The organism is Pseudomonas sp. S2_A05 (assembly GCF_054668485.1).
This window is the reverse complement of sequence record NZ_CP162775.1, coordinates 2,640,993-2,658,426: the sequence shown is the minus strand read 5'-3', so window position 1 is coordinate 2,658,426 and position 17,434 is coordinate 2,640,993. Positions and strand designations below refer to the sequence as shown.

Below are 17,434 nucleotides of genomic sequence, written 5' to 3'. Positions count from 1 at the left end.
GATACAAAACTCAGGTCGGGCAAGTGTCCTTGCCGTTATCCAGCCCCTGTTTGTAGACATGGCTCTGCAAACTGGCCTTGCCGTTGTGCCACTTCAGGGTCAGCACATACAGCGAATCGAAGTCATCGCCGGCCCAGTCATCGGTGATCTTCTGTCGCTCGCCCACTGCGTTGCCGGCGACCTTGTTGATCAGATCCGGCAGATAACCGTGGGACCAGGCGGTGTAGATCGTCGAGTTGTGGTACTTCTCGTCCAGCAGCTCGCGGGCCAGATCGCTGGTGTCGTTGGCAGAGAATTCGATGTTCACCGGCAGGCCGAGCTTGATCGCGGCCGGGCTGATGGTCATCAGCGGACGAATGTAGCTGTAGGAATTATCCAGCTCGCCTTCCTCGACATTGCGCGTGGGGTTGGCGGCGAATACGTAATCGGCCTTGCCGAATTTTTCCGGCAGCAGCGTCGACAGGTCGATGGCGCGGTTCAGGCCCTGGCAGTTGAGCTGGCCGAGGCCGCCTTCGGGCTTTTCCGCGTGGCGCAGGAACACCAGCGTCTGTGTGCCGTCCGCCGGTTGGGCGCGGCTTTCGCTGGATTCGAGGGACAGAAAAAGCGCGCTGACTGCCAGCAGGGAGGGCAGGGCCACGTACGCGCGATGTTTGAAACGTTTGGCGAAACTCATCAGGTTCGTCATCAATTCGAGGGTTCTTCAGCAAAATCGGTTAAGGCTGACAAACCTTGGCACCGCGGGCTCCCAGCACCGGGTGTTTCCCTGTCATAAACAGCTTCCTCTGCGAGAAAGGCATAACTCAGAGTCCTGTAATGCCCGTTTGGTTCGATCCGGGCCAGTGCGCAGCACTCTAACGGCAACCTTTGCGGGCATGCAGGCAGGTTAGCGACAGGATGTTACGGTTCGTGTAGGCGCGGCAGCAGGCCTACTTTATGATCGGTTTTCAATTTGTGACTGGATGCTTCCAATGACCGATCTGTCTGCATTCCCGATTACTCAGAAATGGCCGGCGCAGTACCCGGACTGGATTCAGCTCTACTCCCTGCCGACCCCCAACGGCGTCAAAGTGTCGATCATGCTCGAAGAGATCGGCCTGCCGTACGAGCCGCACCGCGTCGGTTTCGACACCAACGACCAGACCTCGGCGGAATTTCTCTCGCTGAACCCGAACAACAAGATCCCGGCGATCCTCGACCCGCATGGCCCGGAAGATAAACCCCTGCCGCTGTTCGAATCCGGCGCGATCCTGATTTATCTGGCCGACAAGAGCGGCCAGCTGCTCGCTCAGGAAGGCGCGCTGCGCTACGAGACCATCCAATGGCTGATGTGGCAGATGGGCGGCATTGGCCCGATGTTCGGCCAGCTCGGTTTCTTCAACAAATTTGCCGGTAAGGATTACGAGGACAAGCGTCCACGCGATCGGTATGTCGAGGAGAGCAAACGCCTGCTGAATGTGCTCAACACTCGCCTCGAAGGCCGCGACTGGATCATGGGCGAGCGCTACACCATCGCCGACATCGCCACGTTCCCGTGGGTGCGCAATCTGCTCGGGTTTTATGAGGCCGGGGATCTGGTCGGCATTCAGAATTTCCCCAATGTCACCCGAGTGCTGGAGCGGTTTCTAGCTCGCCCGGCCGTCATTCGTGGCCTGACCATCCCGTCCTGACTTTCAGTTGTACACATGCCCCCTGTGGGAGCTGGCTTGCCAGCGATGAAGCCAGCACAGTCAACATCATTGGTGACTGACCTGCCGCCATCGCTGGCAAGCCAGCTCCCACAGGAATTTGAAATGTACATGCAAGATTATTACAAGCCCGGTAACGCTCTCTTGATTGATCCAGGTTTGTCCCGCACCCGCCGCAAGGCATAAGCTTCGCCCCCTACGACTTTCGTCTCATCCGCTGTTTTCAGGAAAGGCCCCATGTCCAGTCAGTTCCCCGAAGCACGTCCCCGCCGTCTGCGCCGCAATGCTAGCCTGCGCAGTCTGTTCCAGGAAACCGAGTTCAGCCTGAACGATCTGGTGCTGCCAATCTTCGTCGAGGAAGACATCGACGACTTCGTGCCGATCACCAGCATGCCCGGCGTGCAGCGCATTCCCGAGCGTAAACTGGCCAGTGAAATCGAGCGCTATGCCCGTGCCGGCATCAAGTCGGTGATGACCTTTGGCGTGTCCCATCATCTCGATGCCAACGGCAGCGACACCTGGCGCGAAGACGGTCTGGTGTCGCGCATGTCGCGCATTGCCAAGGACGCCGTGCCGGAAATGATCGTGATGTCCGACACCTGCTTCTGCGAATACACCGATCACGGCCATTGCGGCGTGATGCACAACCACGAAGTCGACAATGACCAGACCCTGATCAACCTCGGCAAACAAGCCGTAGCGGCCGCCCGCGCCGGTGCTGACGTGATTGCGCCGTCGGCGGCGATGGACGGCCAGGTGCGCGCGATTCGCCAGGCGCTCGACGCTGCCGGCTTCACGCAGATTCCGATCATGGCTTATTCGACCAAATTCGCCTCGGCGCTGTACGGTCCGTTCCGCGAGGCTGGCGGCAGCGCGCTCAAGGGCGATCGCAAAAGCTATCAGATGAACCCGATGAACCGCCGCGAAGCCCTGCGCGAATCGCTGCTCGATGAACAGGAAGGCGCCGATGCGCTGATGGTCAAACCGGCCGGCGCCTACCTCGACATCATCCGCGACATCCGCCAGGCCTCGAACCTGCCACTGGCGGCGTATCAGGTCAGCGGCGAGTACGCGATGATCAAGTTCGGCGCCCAGGCTGGGGCGATCGATGAGGATCGCGTGGTCCGCGAAAGCCTTGGCGCAATCAAGCGTGCGGGGGCGGATCTGATCTTCACTTACTTTGCGATGGATCTGGCGTTGGCGGGGATCTGAGAAAGGAATCGCAACTTGCAGCATTGCCTGTATGGAATGGTTGCTCCTTGTAGGCAGAGGCGTCAGGTTGCGATCGTCTCCATGATTCGATTTTTATCAGAAAAGAGCTTTGCTGAGTTTGACACCTAGCGACGCAGTGACATACAGCGTTGAAGCACCAATTTTGTGTTCGACTGGATCGAAATCAGCTTTGATTACTCCACTGAAACGAGTTTTATTTTCAGAAATCGTTAGATGCAAGATTGATTGATTGGGCGATGCGTACGTCCAACCTGCATGATTTGCAAAGTAGAATGCGGCGTACTGGTAGTAGGTCGAAGGTATTTCATATGTTCCATCTTCCAGATCGCTGAAAATTTGAAATATAAAAGACCTGTCGTTGGCCTCCGTTCTCCCTCGGAACTCATATTTTACCCGCTGGGTTGAACGCAACTCGATCAAAGCAGCATTTAAAGGTTGGTGGTCGGCGACTTCGAACAGTGCGTTTAATGTTCCAGTGACCTCTATGTCTTGCACTTGGTCTGCGGTGGACAGTTCCATCTTGATTGCTCCTTGAAAACGGTGAGCAATGATTAGAGGTGGCGCTGCGCAATGCGTCCACTGTCAGAGTTGACAGGTGTTCAGGTCTTTCCGACGAATGGCTGGCCAACAAAGTGTGAAGGTCACTGAAAAGGCCGGATGCCGTGATCGCGGAAGTAGCGTTCGATCACCTTCGGATCGGCACTGCTATCGGCAATCGCCACATAGGTATCCGGCCGCAACAGATAAAATCCGTTGCGCCCCAATCCCGCCGTTTCAAACGCCGGGCGCCAGTCGAAGACGTGCAGCGGCAAGTGGTGTTCGGCGCACCAGGCGATCATCTCGTCGCTGGTGTCGCCATAGACATGCACCTGCCAGCATGGCTGCCGTAGCGGTTCGAAATTATCCCCTTCGCCATCATGCGCCCACGGCAAGCGGTCGCCGCCGTGCACGTGGCCGGCTTCACCCTGGCTCAGTGGCATGCCGCGATAGTTGAGGGTGACTTGCGAGACCGTGCGAAACAGGAATTCGCGGCTGGCTTCGAACCCGGCCATTTTCGGCAGCAGAAACGGCGCCACACGCATCCGTAGCAGATCGGCCATGCGACCCTGCGCGGTGACGAAACTGAAGACCTTGTCGGTGGTGGAGACCAGTCGGCGAGCGAAGGCGATGCGCTCGGTTTCGTAGGTGTCGAGCAGTTTCGGTTCGGCACCACCGCTGAGCACGGCGGCGAGCTTCCAGGCCAGATTGATTGCATCGCCAATGCCCGTGTTCATGCCCTGGCCACCGGCCGGACTGTGTACATGGGCGGCATCGCCGAGCAGAAACGCCCGGCCGTTGCGAAAGTGCTCGGCCACGCGGTGATGCACGCGGTAGGTGGAGAACCAGTGCACGTCTTCGATATGCACTTTCAGGTGTTCGATGGCGCGGCTGCTGACGTCGGCAAATTGCAGGGTTTCGGCACGCTCGGCGCGTTCGTCACGCACCGTGCCGATCAGTCGCGCGCGGCCTTCGCCGGCCAGTGGAAACACCGCGAGAAAATCCGCTTGGTCCAGGTCCAGATGCAACTCGCCATTGAGCGCCGGGCCGCTGGCCGTGATATCGGCGACGTAGAAAATCTGCTGATAGGTGCCGCCGGGGAAGTCGGTGTCGAGGGCTTTGCGCACCACCGAACGGGCGCCGTCGCAACCGGCCAGATAGCAGGCCTGACAAACTTCCTGCCGGCCATCGGGCAGGCGCAGGTGGGCGGTGAGGGTGTCGCCGGTTTCCTCGAAGCTGTCCAGTGCGGTATTGCGCTCCACACTGACGCCGTAATCTTCGAGGCGCTCGAGCAACAGCCGTTCGTGCTCGTCCTGCGGGAAAATCTCGACAAACGCGTAAGGCGTCAGGCCTTCGCCGATGCGCTTGAGTGGCAGGTGCGCGACCGGTTTGCCGTTGACCCAGAAATTCGCCGCAGCGACCTGATGGCCGCGACGCACGATGGTGTCGGCGAGGTCGAGTTGGCGATACAGCTCGAGGGTGCGTGCCTGCACGGCCAGAGCGCGGGAAGTGGTGCCTGGCGCCGAGGTCTTGTCGATGATGCGCACGCGCACGCCGAGTTTGCTCAGCCACAGCGCCAGGACCAGACCGGTCGGGCCGGCGCCGATGATCAGCACGTCGCTGCGGTTCATGGGGCTGTCCTCCTGTGGCTGTGCAGCAAGTATGGATCAGGTCGCCAGTTCCGGCCTCTTCGCGAGCAGGCTCGCTCCCACAGGGAACGCATTCCAGTGTGGGAGCGAGCCTGCTCGCGAAGAGGCCGGATCAAGCACCACAAAAACCAGAAAGGCCCCGCAACCGTGAAGCTGCGGGGCCTTTTTTACGACGCGATGACGCTTAGAAGTCGATCGTCCCCGATAACTTCGCCACTCGCGGTTCGCCCTGGGTCAGGTAGCCGCCCTGAGCCGATTCCCAGTACTTCTTGTTCGCCAGGTTCTCAACACCGAACCGCACGGTCACGTCCTTCTCCGACACCTTGAACGCATAACGCGCGCCTGCATCGAAGCGGTTCCACGTCGGCAGGCTGAGGTTGTTTGCTGCGTCGGCGTATTGTCCGCCGGTGCGCAGCATCCGCGCGTTCAGCGCAACGCCTTGCAGGCCTGGCACGTCCCAATCCACGCCAGCGTTGAACTGGAAGGTCGGTACGCCGATGGCGTGGTTACCGTCGTTGGCGCCGTTGAGGGTGTTTTTCAGTTCGGTGTCCATCAGGGTCAGGCCACTGATCAGGCGCAGGCCGTCGATCGGCTCGCCGAACACGTTCATCTCCACGCCTTTGTTGATCTGTTCGCCTTCACGGACGTAGGTGCAAGTGGTCGGACTGTTGATTTCGCAGTAGCCATCGCTTGGCTGTTCGATGCGGTAAACACCGAGGCTCGCACCGTAGGTGCCCATGTCGACTTTCACGCCCAGTTCGGTCTGCTTGGAGCGTTTCGGTGCGTAGACCTCGTTGCCGTTGGTGACGCGGAAACCGCCGGAGCTGGTCGGCGAAGTCGGCCCTTGGGCCAGGCCTTCGATATGGTTGGCGTAGAACGACACATGCTCCCACGGCTTGAACACGATGCCGTACACCGGAGTGGTGATCGATTCGTCGTAGCTCGACGAACGCGGGCCGCTGCCGTAGCTGGCGTAGCTGTAACCCTGCACCACCAGTTGCTGGCGACGCAGACCGGCGGTGACCAGCAGGCGATCATCGAAGAAACCGAGGGTGTCGGAAATCGCCACGCTGCGGTTGAAGGTCTTGCCGACGATGCCCGGATCGTTGAGATCGCCACCGGCGAAGTTGCCGACCGGCGCTGGGGTAGTGATCGGGTGATAGATGTTGTTGGAGTAGCGGGTCAGGTCGAAGTCATAAGCGCTGCGCTGCTCGGCCCAGATCCCGGTCAGGCCGAAATTCAGCTTGTGGCTGACTGGCCCGGTGTTGAATTTGCCGTTGAGGCCGGCCATGACGCTGGTGTTGTCCTCATCGTGGGGGACGAACGAGCCGGTGGTGAACGAGGCGCCGCTGTTGCCGACCAGCGTGGTCGAGTTATAGCGCCCGACTTCACGGGTGTGCTTGGCGCCACCGGCGGCGTAAGCGGTCCAGTTGTCGTTGAGGTCGTACTCGGCGCGGAGCATGCCGAAGGTGTCTTCGATGTCGGTGTAGCCCCATTTCGGCGCGTAGTTGGTGTCCGCCGATGGCGCATCCGGGATGTGCGTGGCGGTGCCGAGGTTGACCGAGCTGCGGCCGCCGTTGACGCGTTCCTTCTGATAGGCGAAGTCACCGGAAACCCGTAGCGCATCGCCGCGATAATCCAGACCGATGGCGAACAGTTTCGAGCGCTGGTTCTCGTGATCGATGCCGGTGTCGCCCTCGCGTTGCGACAGGTTGACCCGCGCACCGAAGCGGTTGTCTTCACCGAAACGCTGGCCGATGTCGAAGTGATGACCGATGCGGCCTTCGCTGTTGATGTCGGTGGTGTAACGACGCAGCGGCACGTCGCCGGCCCGCTTGGGTTGCAGGTTGACGCCGCCGCCGATGCCGGAACCGGTCGGGGTCACGCCGTTGATGAAAGCGTTGGGGCCTTTGAACACTTCCACGCGCTCCAGCGCATCGGTGGAAATGATTTGCCGGGGCAACACGCCGTACAGGCCGTTATAGGAAATGTCGTCGCCATTGAGCGGCAGGCCGCGAATCATGAAGACCTGCGCCTGGTTGGAGAAGCCCGAGGCCTGGCGCACGGAAGAATCGTTGAGCAGTACATCGGCGACGTTTTCCGCCTGCTGATCCTGGATCAATTGCTCGGTGTAGGACGCGGCGCTGAAGGGCACGTCCATCATGTCCTGATTGCCGAGCACGCCCAACTGGCCGCCGCGCGCAACCTGACCGCCAGCGTAGACCGGGGGCAGGGCGTTGGGTGTCGGGGCTTGGGCATTGACGTTGACGTCGTCGAGCACCAGCTCTTTGCTGTTTTGTTCAGCGGCGTGGGCGGTAACGGTCAGGGTGCACAGCAGGGCAAGCAAAGTCGGGCGAAATGGAGCGCCGAGTCGAGCTGAAGCGGGCATGTCGGATCCTGGAGGCGAGCGGCCAAAGAAAAATAAGGGCGGCGCGGAACTCCTTGCGCTAATGCGACTCCAGGCGCGAATGATAGGGTTTCGCAGTAACGTTTTGCAATCAGTTTGTCATCAGCGTGTAGGAGCTGCCGAAGGCTGCGATCTTTTGATTTTGATCTTGATCTGATCTGCAAAAAGCAAGATCAAAAGATCGCAGCCTGCGGCAGCTCCTACGGGGGTTGTGTATGGTGTTGTGGCTAATTTGATTGGATGGAGCAACATGCGATTACTCATTACTCTCGGCGCGGTGCTACTGCTCGCCGGTTGCGCCAGCCAGCGCAGCAACGAACCGGCGCCGCGTCCGCCGGCTGAAGTGAAGGCGGAAATCGTTCGGCTGTTGCCGGCAAAAACCGCCGACCGTCAGGGCTGGGCCACGGACATCTACGCTGCGTTTGCCGCACAAGGCATCAATACCACCACGCAGAATCTGTGTTCGGTACTGGCCGTGGCCGAGCAGGAATCGACTTTCCAGGCTGACCCGACGGTGCCCGGCCTGGGCAAGATTGCCCGCGACGAAATCGACCGCCGCGCCGCCAAGGTGCACATCCCCAGCCTGCTGGTCAGCGGCGCTCTGCAAGTGCGCTCGCCCAACGGCAAGAGCTACAGCGAGCGTCTGAATGCGGCGCGCAGTGAAAAGGAACTGAGCGCGATTTTCGACGACTTCATCGGCATGGTGCCGATGGGCCGCACGCTGTTCGGCGGCTTCAACCCGGTGCACACCGGCGGGCCGATGCAGGTCAGCATCGAATTCGCCGAGGAGCACGCCAAGGATTATCCGTACACGGTGGACGGCACGATCCGCCGTGAAGTGTTCAGCCGGCGCGGCGGCATGTATTTCGGCATCGCCCATTTGCTTGGTTACCCGGTGAATTACCGCGAGCCGTTGTATCGTTTCGCCGATTTCAACGCCGGCTGGTACGCCAGTCGCAATGCCGCGTTTCAGAATGCGGTCAGCCGCGCGTCCGGCATTCCGCTGACTCTGGACGGCGACCTGATTCGCTACGACTCGATCATGCCCGGTAGCACCGAACTGGCGGTGCGCACCCTCGGCAAGTCGCTGGGCATGCGCAACCCGACGATTCGCGATCAACTGGAGAAGGGCAAAACCCTGGAATTCGAAGAGACCAAACTCTATCAGCGCGTGTTCGAACTGGCGGAGCGGGCCGAAGGCAAGGCGTTACCGCGCGCGGTATTGCCGGGGATTGTGCTGCAGAGTCCGAAGATCACTCGCAAACTCACCACAGCCTGGTTCGCCAAACGCGTGGACGAGCGTTACAAGCGCTGCATGGCGAAGGCCGGATAAAACACGCAGACATAAAAAACCCGGCTGCGGGAGCCGGGTTTCTCTGCGGTGTTGCGCTTGCAGTGATGCATCAGGCAACACGGCGTTCGATCAGACGATCCGAACCACCTTCGGCAACACGGCGTTCGATCAGACGATCCGAACCACCTTCGGCAACACGGCGTTCGATCAGACGATCCGAGCCACCTTCAGCAACGCGGCGTTCGATCAGACGATCCGAACCACCTTCGGCAACGCGGCGCTCGATCAGACGATCCGAACCACCTTCAGCAACGCGGCGTTCGATCAGACGATCCGAACCACCTTCGGCAACACGGCGTTCGATCAGACGATCCGAACCACCTTCGGCAACGCGGCGCTCGATCAGACGATCCGAGCCACCTTCGGCAACGCGGCGCTCGATCAGACGATCGGAACCACCTTCGGCAACGCGGCGTTCGATCAGACGATCCGAACCGCCTTCAGCCAGACGGCTTTCGATCAGTTTGTCCGAGCCGCCTTCGGCGATCATGGTGTGCGCCGGGGTGGCGGCGAAAGCATTAACTGCGAAAACCGAGAAAGCGATGCTGAGAAGAGTCTGGCGTTTCATGATGGTGTGCTCCGGGGTGTTGTTGGTTGGTATGGAGCTGATGTTACGCCCGGAATTTTTTATGAGAACTTCATTGCCGTGATGGTGAACATCGACGTCGATGATGGTTGCGGACAACCGCGTAGCAGAGCCTCAGAGCACCTTCACCGCACGCCCGATCGCCTGAATCGGCCCGGTCGGTTTGCCGATCGGTGAGCCATTGGCGCCTTCCAGGGTCAGCTCAAACAGCTGGTTGGGTTGCAGCGGCGGCAACTTGTCCAGCGGCACCGACAACGCTTGCCCCGGTTTGACCAGTCCCAATGAAACCGGTCCCGACCAGCCGTCAGCCTTGGTCCAGAACTCCAGCGCCTTGTCCGCCGGCACCTCGACCACCCCCAGCGGAATCAACTGGATCTCCCGCGCATTGCTCGCCTGAATCACCCAACCCGGCGCCTTGTCCTGCGGCGCCACCAGCACGACCAGATAACTCGGTTTCGGCGCAGTCTGGGTCAGTAGCATCGCGCCCAGAATCAGCGTCGCAGCCAGGCCCGCCGCACTCAAACCGCGCCATAGCGGCAGCAGGTTCCACCAGGAAGCGAGAGGTTTTCTCACCGTCAGCCGCTCGAGACTGCGCTCGATACGTGGCCATAACTGCGCCGAGGGTTGCTGAGGTTCGGCCAGATCGGTCAGCTCCAGCAGACGTCGCTCCCATGCGTCGACTGCCGCGCGCAACTCAGGATCGTTCGGCAGGCGCCGTTGCACCTCGATGCGCTGTTCGAACGACAAGGTGCCGAGCACGTATTCGCCGGCCAGTTCATCCCGTTCCTGCGCTGATTCGCCGGTCATCCCATGCACTCCCGCAAAGCATTGAGGCTGCGCTTGATCCACGCTTTGACCGTGCCCAGCGGCGTGTCGAGGCGCGCGGAAATCTGCGCGTGGCTATAACCGTCGACGTAGGCATGGAGGATGCAGCTGCGCCGCTGCGGTTCCAGTTGTTCGAGGCAGCGATGAATGCGCGCCGAGTGAACATCGACCGCCTCATCAGACGCCGCTGTCTCATGTTCTTCGCTGAACGGCGTTTCCCGACTTTGCTTGCGCAACTGATTCAAGGCCAGGTGCCGGGTCACGCTGAACATCCAGCCCCGCGCCGAGCCGCGCGCCGGGTCGAACCCGGCCGCGCCGTGCCAGATCTTGATGAATGCCTCATGCACAATGTCCTCCGCCAGCGCCGTATCGCGCACCAGCCGCTTGGCCACACCGAGCAGGCGCGGGCCTTCCTGCACATACAAATCGCGCAAAGCCGCGCGCTCGCCTCGGGCACAGGCGGCGAGGCGGGCTTCGTAATCGAAAACGGATTCGGGTAAAGGCATGGGGTGCAATCTAGCTCACATTTCCCAAACATCCAGAGGCATGGTTCCCTGTGGGAGCGAGCTTGCTCGCGAATGCGGTGGGTCAGAAAGTAATAAGGCGACTGACACTCCTTCTTCGCGAGCAAGCTCGCTCCCACAGGATTGTGCACTGCTTCCGGATATCAGTTAGCCGCCCAGAAAATATAATCCGCTTGGTACTTCACCACTTCCTGCTTGCCCTTGTTCGCCATGGTGCACTCACTGCCCGGCGCGACGCCGCCCTTGAGCGCAACACGCTGGATGTAGCTGACCCCGGTCATCGCGCCTTTGCCCTCGGCCGGATTGGCCTTGACCAGTTGATAGGGCAGGTTGCCCGGGCTCGACGGTGCCACGGCCAATTGCGTGCCGGTGACTATCGAACCGTCCTTGGCTTGCCAGGTCGCTGGCGGGCCGAAATAGGTGCCGACCTGTTTGCCGCTGCGATCATTGAGCACCGCTTTCGGGCCGACAAAGGTCCATTCGGTCTGCCCGGCCATATTGGGCTTGTCGCGGCATTCGTAGGTGATCTCGCCAACCCCGGTGGTTTCCAGGGCAATCTTGTGCCCGTCCGGCACCTTGATCGCGTCGGGATAACTGCTCTGGGCGAAGGTGGTCGCGGTGAAGGCGAGCAAACCGGTGAAGCCAATCAGCTGGGTGATGTTCATCCGATGATTCTCCGAAAAGGGAAGGGCGCTGACAGCACCAGAGTGGGCTGTTACAGGGACTACCCGTGGCGGAGGCGATTGGATGCAGTGCCGGAAAAATAAATTTCAAACACCACCTATCAAACCTGTGGGAGCGAGCCTGCTCGCGAAAGCGTCGGGCCAGCCAGCACTTATGTGACTGATGCACCGCATTCGCGAGCAGGCTCGCTCCCACAAGGTTCTTCATCAGGCTTCAGGCCGGAGGCTTTCAGGAGTTCCTGGGTATACGGATGTTGCGGCGCAGCGAAAATCTCCCGCGACGAGCCTTGTTCAACCACCTTGCCGTCCTTGATCACCATCAAGTCATGCGCCAGCGCATGCACCACCGCCAGGTCATGGCTGATGAAGAGGTACGTCAGCCCATGCCTGATCTGCAACTGGCGCAACAACTCCACCACTTGCTTCTGCACCGTGCGATCCAGCGCCGACGTCGGTTCGTCGAGCAGGATCAGCGCCGGTTCCAGCACCAGTGCGCGGGCGATGGAGATGCGCTGGCGCTGGCCGCCGGAAAACTCGTGGGGGTAACGATGGCGGCTTTGCGGATCGAGGCCGACTTCCTCGAGCACGCGAATCACCGCTGCCTCGCGCTCGGCCTCGCTGCCGATGCCATGGGTCAGCAAGCCTTCGGCGATGATCTGCTGCACCGACATGCGCGGGCTGAGGCTGCCGAACGGGTCCTGAAACACCACCTGAATCTGCCGGCGCAACGGGCGCATCAGACGCTGATTGAGCAGGCTCAACTGCTTGTTGCCGAAACGGATATTGCCCTCTGATTCGACCAGGCGCAGGATCGCCTGGCCCAGCGTCGACTTGCCCGACCCCGATTCGCCGACAATCCCCAGGGTCTTGCCGCGTTGCAGGGTGAAACTGACGCCGTCCACCGCTTTGATGTAATCCTGCTGGCGGCTGAAGAGTTTTTTCGGCAGGGCAAACCACACCTTCAAATCATCGACTTCCAGCAGGTTGTGCTCGTACTCACTGGGCACTGGCGCGCCGCTCGGTTCCGCTTCGATCAACAACCGGCTATAGGGGTGTTGCGGCGCTTGGAACAGCGTCTCGCAATCGGCCTGTTCAACGATCTCGCCCTGACGCATTACGCACACGCGCTGAGCGATCCGGCGTACCAGATTGAGGTCGTGGCTGATCAGCAACAGCGACATGCCGAGGCGCTGCTGCAACTCGATCAGCAGTTCAAGAATCTTCTGCTGTACGGTCACGTCCAGCGCCGTGGTCGGTTCATCGGCAATCAACAGTTCCGGCTCGTTGGCCAGCGCCATGGCGATCATTACCCGTTGGCGCTGACCACCGGAAAGCTGATGCGGATAGGCTTTGAGTCGCTGCAACGGCTGGCGAATACCCACCAGTTCCAGCAGCTCCAGCGTCCGCGCGCGGGCGGCGCGGCCCTTGAGGCCCTTGTGGATTTCCAGCACTTCGCTGATCTGTTTTTCCACCGTGTGCAACGGGTTCAGCGAAGTCATCGGCTCCTGGAAAATCATCGCAATGCGATTGCCGCGCAGACCACGCATCTGCTGTTCGCTGGCGTGCAGCAAATCCACGCCGTTGTAGCGAATCGCGCCGCTGCTGCTGACGTTCTTGCCCGGCAACAAACGCAGAATCGAATGCGCCGTCACTGACTTGCCCGAGCCGGACTCGCCGACCAGCGCCAGACACTCGCCACGGCGGATATCCAGATTCACACCGTGCACCACTTCCTGCCCGGCGAAGGCGACGCGCAGGTCGCGGATCTCGATTAAATGGTCTTGCATGTCAGCTCCTCGGATCAAAGGCATCTCGGCACGCTTCACCGATGAAAACCAACAAAGACAGGATCAGCGCCAGGGCAAAAAACGCTGTCAGCCCCAGCCACGGTGCCTGCAGATTGCGTTTGGCCTGGCCGATCAACTCGCCCAGCGACGCGGTGCCGGCGGGCATGCCGAAGCCGAGAAAATCCAGCGCGGTCAGGGTGGCGATGGCGCCGGTGAGAATGAACGGCAGGTAGGTTAGGGTGGAGGTCATGGCGTTGGGCAGAATGTGCCGGCGCATCAGTTCGCTGTCGGTCAGGCCCAGCGCCCGCGCGGCTTTCACGTATTCGAGATTGCGTCCACGGAGGAACTCGGCGCGCACCACGTCGACCAGCGCCAGCCAGGAAAACAGCGCCATGATCCCCAGCAGCCACCAGAAACTCGGCGAGACGAAGCCGGACAGAATGATCAGCAGATACAGCACCGGCAGCCCCGACCAGATTTCCAGGACGCGCTGCCCGAGCAAGTCGACCCAGCCGCCGTAGTAGCCCTGCAAGGCCCCGGCGACAATGCCGATCAACGCGCTGATCGCGGTGAGGATCAGCGCAAACAAAATGGAAATCCGCGTGCCGAAAATCACCCGCGCCAGAACATCGCGGGCCTGATCATCGGTGCCCAGCCAATTGCTCGATGACGGCGGGCTGGGCGCCGGTTCGGTGAGGTCGTAGTTGACCGTGTCGTAGCTGAACGGGATCGGCGGAAACAGCATCCAGCCGCCCTGATCCTCGATCAGTTTGTGCACATAACTGCTGGCGTAATCCGGTTGGAACGGCAACTCGCCGCCGAAATCGGTTTCCAGATAATCGCTGAGGATCGGAAAGTAAAAGGCGTCGTGGTAGCGGATCACCAGCGGCTTGTCATTGGCGATCAGCTCGCCACCGAGGCAGATCAGGCACAGGCCGATAAACAGCCACAGCGACCAGCGCCCACGGCGGTTGGCCTTGAATTGCGCGACGCGGCGCTGGCCCAGAGGCGACAGTGTGAACATCAGGCAGTCCTCGCCGAGAAATCGATGCGCGGGTCGAGCAGGGTGTAACAGAGGTCGCCGATCAGCTTGATCAGCAGGCCGAACAGGGTGAACAGAAACAGCGCGCCGAACACCACCGGATAGTCACGCGACACCGCCGCTTCGTAGCTCATGCGCCCGAGGCCGTCGAGGTTGAAGATGGTTTCGATCAGCAGGGAACCGGCGAAAAACACTTCGATCAGTGCCGACGGCACGCCGGCCACCACCAGCAGCATGGCGTTGCGAAACACGTGGCCGTAGAGCACGCGCCGCTCGGTCAGACCCTTGGCTCGTGCGGTGATCACGTACTGCCGGCTGATCTCGTTGAGAAAGCTGTTCTTGGTCAGGATCGTCAGCGTGGCGAAGCCGCCGATCACCAGCGCCGTGACCGGCAGTACGAGGTGCCAGAGGTAGTCGCCGACCTTGCCCAATGTGCTCAGTGTGGCGAAGTCGTCCGAGACCAGTCCTTGCACCGGAAACCAGTTGACGTAACTGCCCCCGGCGAACACCACGATCAACAGAATGGCGAAGAGAAACGCCGGCATCGCATAGCCGACGATGATCGCGGTGCTGCTCCAGACATCGAAGGCGCTGCCGTTCCTGATTGCCTTGCGAATGCCCAGCGGGATTGAAATCAGGTAGGTGATCAGCGTCGCCCACAAGCCCAGCGACAGCGACACTGGCAGCTTCTGCACGATCAGGTCGGTGACCTTGGCGCCGCGAAAGAAGCTGTTGCCCAGATCCAGTTGTGCGTAGTTTTTCAGCAGCAGCCACAGGCGTTCGTGCAGCGGTTTGTCGAAGCCGTAATGGTGTTTGATTTCCTCGATCAGCGCCGGGTCCAGCCCACGGCTGCTGCGCCCGGCACCGCCGACCGCCGCGACTTCGCCACCGCCGCCCATGCTGTGCCCGCCAAAGCCTTGCAGGCGGGCGATGGCTTGTTCCACCGGGCCGCCGGGCGCGGCCTGCACGATAAGAAAATTCACCACCAGAATGCACAACAGCGTGGGGATGATCAGCAGCAATCGGCGACTCAGATAACGCAGCATGTCACTGGCCTCCCGCAAGCTGAGCGCTCATCTGCTGAGTCGTCAGCGGCCTGGCCGAGACTTCCCACCAGGTGTTGAGACCTTCGTCATACGAAGGTTGCACGGCGGGCATGCCGAAGCGGTTCTGATACACCGTCGGCGTGCCTTTGGAGTAGTAGTTGGGAATCATGTAGTAACCCCATTGCAGCACCCGGTCGAGGGCGCGGGCGTAATGCACCATGGCTTCGCGGCTGTTGGCCTGGACCAGCCCGTCAATCAGTTGATCGATTGCCGGATCGGCCAGCACCATCGCGTTCGAGCTGCCGACTTGCGTGGCACTTTGCGAGCCGTACAGGCTGTACAACTCGCGGCCCGGGGAGACGATCGGATCGCCACTGCGCGGGAACGCGCAGACGATCATGTCGTAATCGCGGGCGTTGAGACGGTTGATGTATTGCGCCGAATCGATGCGGCGCAGATTGAGCGTGATGCCGATCTGAGCGAGGGTGCGTTTGAACGGCAGCAGCATGCGATCGAAGCCGCCCCGGCCATCGAGAAAGGTGAATTCCAGCGGCTCGCCGGCGGCGTTGACCAGACGATTGTTTTTCGCCGTCCAACCGGCTTCGGCGAGCAGCTTCAGCGCTTGCAGTTGCTTGTCGCGGATGTAGCCGCTGCCATCGGTTTTCGGCGCTTCATAGACCGTGGTGAACACCTCGTCAGGGACCTTGCCGCGCAGCGGTTCGAGGATCTTCAATTCCTCGGCATCGGGCAGGGCGCTGGCGGCCATTTCACTCTTGGGCCAGAAGCTGTTCTGACGCACGTAGAAGCCGCGCATCATCTGTTTGTTGGTCCACTCGAAATCCCAGAGCAGGCTGATCGCCTGACGCACGCGGCGATCCTTGAAGAACGAGTTCTGCAGGTTGAACACGAAGCCCTGAGCGGCGGTGGGTTTGTCCGGGGCGAGGATCGACTGTTGCAAACGACCGTCGCGCAATGCCGGGCTGTCATAGCCGACCACATAACCGGACGAGGAGAACTCGCGGTTGTAGTCGAACGCGCCGGCCTGCAACAGCTGGCGGGCGACGTCGGTGTCGCCGTAGAAATTCACCGTCAGGCTGTCGAAGTTGTACATGCCGCGACTGACCGGCAGGTCCTTGCCCCACCAGTCCGGGTCACGCTGGAAACTGATGCTGCGCCCGGCGTCGACCTTGCTCACCCGGTACGGGCCGCTGCCCAGCGGTGGCTCGAAGCCGCCGCCGTTGGCGAAGTCGCGGGTTTTCCACCAGTGCTCGGGCAGCACGCGCAGCGTCGCCAGATCCAGCGCGAGGGTGCGATTGAGGTTGTTCTTGAAGGTGAAACGGACCTGCCGTGGACCTTCGACCAGCACGTCCTGCACGTCGGCGTATTGCTGGCGGTAACTCAGGCTGCCCTTGGTCATCAGCAGGTTGAAGGTGTAGCGCACGTCTTCGGCGGTGATCGGCGTGCCGTCGGCAAAGCGTGCCTTGGGGTTGAGGGTGAAGCGCACCCACAAACCTTCGGGATCGCGCTCGATCTGCTGCGCGACCAGAGCGTAAACCGTGTAGGGCTCGTCCAGCGAGCGGAACGCCAGCGGCGCGTATACCCAGTCATTGACCTGCACCACCGAAATGCCCTGATCGGCATACGGCGTGATGTAGTTGTACTGACCGATCTCCATCGACGCACGGCTGAGCGAACCGCCCTTGGGCGCGTCAGGGTTAACAAAATCGAAATGCTTGAAGCCGGCCGGATACTTCGGCGCTTCGCCGTACACCGTCAGCGCATAACTGCCGCCGGCCAACGCCGACGCCCCGAAGCACAGCAGCGCACTGCCGAGCAGCAGGCCAGCCATGTTGCGCAAAAAACTCATGAAGTCACCTTGAAATCCCTGAAGGAACCCGGACCCGATGTGAGGCGAGCTTTTGTGGCGAGGGGATTTATCCCCGATCGGCTGCGCAGCAGTCGCAAGATCAATGCATGCGGTACTTCTGATTCTCCGCGTCGGCAGGTCTTGGGGGCGCTTCGCACCCCATCGGGGATAAATCCCCTCACCACAAAGGCTCGCTCCCACAGGGGGAT

General features: G+C 60.9%; 15 protein-coding genes. 3 read left to right on the top strand and 12 right to left on the bottom strand.

The window, feature by feature from the left end; all coding sequences use genetic code 11:
* Window positions 1–10: 10 nt before the first annotated feature.
* The gene (locus AB4O12_RS12070) at window positions 11–685 is read right to left on the bottom strand and encodes a hypothetical protein (RefSeq protein WP_024013504.1); all 675 of its coding nucleotides are present in this window, start codon (window positions 683–685) and stop codon (window positions 11–13) included.
* 283 nt (window positions 686–968) lie between these two features.
* Here AB4O12_RS12070 and AB4O12_RS12065 point away from each other — a divergent pair, with 283 nt between their 5' ends.
* Window positions 969–1,667: a glutathione binding-like protein gene (locus AB4O12_RS12065; protein WP_122611212.1), complete on the top strand. Its 699-nt coding sequence runs from the start codon at window positions 969–971 to the stop codon at window positions 1,665–1,667.
* A gap of 255 nt (window positions 1,668–1,922) precedes the next feature.
* Window positions 1,923–2,897 carry a porphobilinogen synthase gene (hemB, locus tag AB4O12_RS12060; RefSeq protein ID WP_016775388.1) on the top strand — a complete coding sequence of 325 codons (975 nt, stop codon included), beginning with the start codon at window positions 1,923–1,925 and terminating at the stop codon, window positions 2,895–2,897.
* Between the two features lie 96 nt (window positions 2,898–2,993).
* Here the strand turns inward: hemB and AB4O12_RS12055 are convergent, their stop codons facing one another.
* From AB4O12_RS12055 to AB4O12_RS12045, 3 genes are all read right to left on the bottom strand, one after another.
* Complete coding sequence (locus AB4O12_RS12055; protein WP_056788647.1) at window positions 2,994–3,437, bottom strand: hypothetical protein; 444 nt, start codon at window positions 3,435–3,437, stop codon at window positions 2,994–2,996.
* A gap of 122 nt (window positions 3,438–3,559) precedes the next feature.
* Window positions 3,560–5,086, bottom strand: coding sequence for an FAD-dependent oxidoreductase (locus AB4O12_RS12050; protein ID WP_460062099.1), 1,527 nt, complete (start codon window positions 5,084–5,086; stop codon window positions 3,560–3,562).
* Between the two features lie 202 nt (window positions 5,087–5,288).
* Entirely contained in the window at window positions 5,289–7,493 is a 2,205-nt protein-coding gene (locus tag AB4O12_RS12045; protein WP_056788653.1) for a TonB-dependent receptor, read from the bottom strand.
* 268 nt (window positions 7,494–7,761) lie between these two features.
* On the opposite strand from AB4O12_RS12045, the gene AB4O12_RS12040 reads away from it, so the two are divergent.
* Window positions 7,762–8,844 (top strand): DUF1615 domain-containing protein, encoded by a 1,083-nt coding sequence (locus AB4O12_RS12040; protein ID WP_460062096.1) that lies wholly within the window; start codon window positions 7,762–7,764, stop codon window positions 8,842–8,844.
* A gap of 70 nt (window positions 8,845–8,914) precedes the next feature.
* On the opposite strand, the gene AB4O12_RS12035 is transcribed toward AB4O12_RS12040, so the two are convergent.
* The 8 genes from AB4O12_RS12035 to AB4O12_RS12000 all read right to left on the bottom strand — a co-directional run bounded on the left by AB4O12_RS12035 (window position 8,915) and on the right by AB4O12_RS12000 (window position 17,225).
* A complete protein-coding gene (locus AB4O12_RS12035; RefSeq protein ID WP_217862971.1) occupies window positions 8,915–9,433 on the bottom strand; it encodes a phage infection protein in 519 nt (172 codons plus the stop codon).
* A 132-nt stretch (window positions 9,434–9,565) separates the two neighbouring features.
* On the bottom strand, window positions 9,566–10,258 hold the full coding sequence (locus tag AB4O12_RS12030) for an anti-sigma factor (RefSeq protein WP_095182135.1): 693 nt from the start codon (window positions 10,256–10,258) through the stop codon (window positions 9,566–9,568).
* Complete coding sequence (locus AB4O12_RS12025) at window positions 10,255–10,782, bottom strand: sigma-70 family RNA polymerase sigma factor (protein WP_095182134.1); 528 nt, start codon at window positions 10,780–10,782, stop codon at window positions 10,255–10,257. Before AB4O12_RS12025 ends, AB4O12_RS12030 begins: the two co-directional genes overlap by 4 nt.
* Window positions 10,783–10,943: 161 nt before the next feature.
* Window positions 10,944–11,465, bottom strand: coding sequence for a DUF3455 domain-containing protein (locus AB4O12_RS12020; protein ID WP_460062091.1), 522 nt, complete (start codon window positions 11,463–11,465; stop codon window positions 10,944–10,946).
* A 170-nt stretch (window positions 11,466–11,635) separates the two neighbouring features.
* Complete coding sequence (locus tag AB4O12_RS12015) at window positions 11,636–13,270, bottom strand: ABC transporter ATP-binding protein (RefSeq protein ID WP_460062088.1); 1,635 nt, start codon at window positions 13,268–13,270, stop codon at window positions 11,636–11,638.
* Between the two features lies 1 nt (window position 13,271).
* Window positions 13,272–14,294 carry an ABC transporter permease gene (locus tag AB4O12_RS12010; protein WP_123442070.1) on the bottom strand — a complete coding sequence of 341 codons (1,023 nt, stop codon included), beginning with the start codon at window positions 14,292–14,294 and terminating at the stop codon, window positions 13,272–13,274.
* The gene (locus AB4O12_RS12005) at window positions 14,294–15,358 is read right to left on the bottom strand and encodes a microcin C ABC transporter permease YejB (protein ID WP_150741201.1); all 1,065 of its coding nucleotides are present in this window, start codon (window positions 15,356–15,358) and stop codon (window positions 14,294–14,296) included. The genes AB4O12_RS12010 and AB4O12_RS12005 overlap by 1 nt, the downstream gene beginning before the upstream one ends.
* A 1-nt stretch (window position 15,359) precedes the next feature.
* Window positions 15,360–17,225 carry an extracellular solute-binding protein gene (locus AB4O12_RS12000; protein WP_460062085.1) on the bottom strand — a complete coding sequence of 622 codons (1,866 nt, stop codon included), beginning with the start codon at window positions 17,223–17,225 and terminating at the stop codon, window positions 15,360–15,362.
* Window positions 17,226–17,434: the final 209 nt, after the last annotated feature.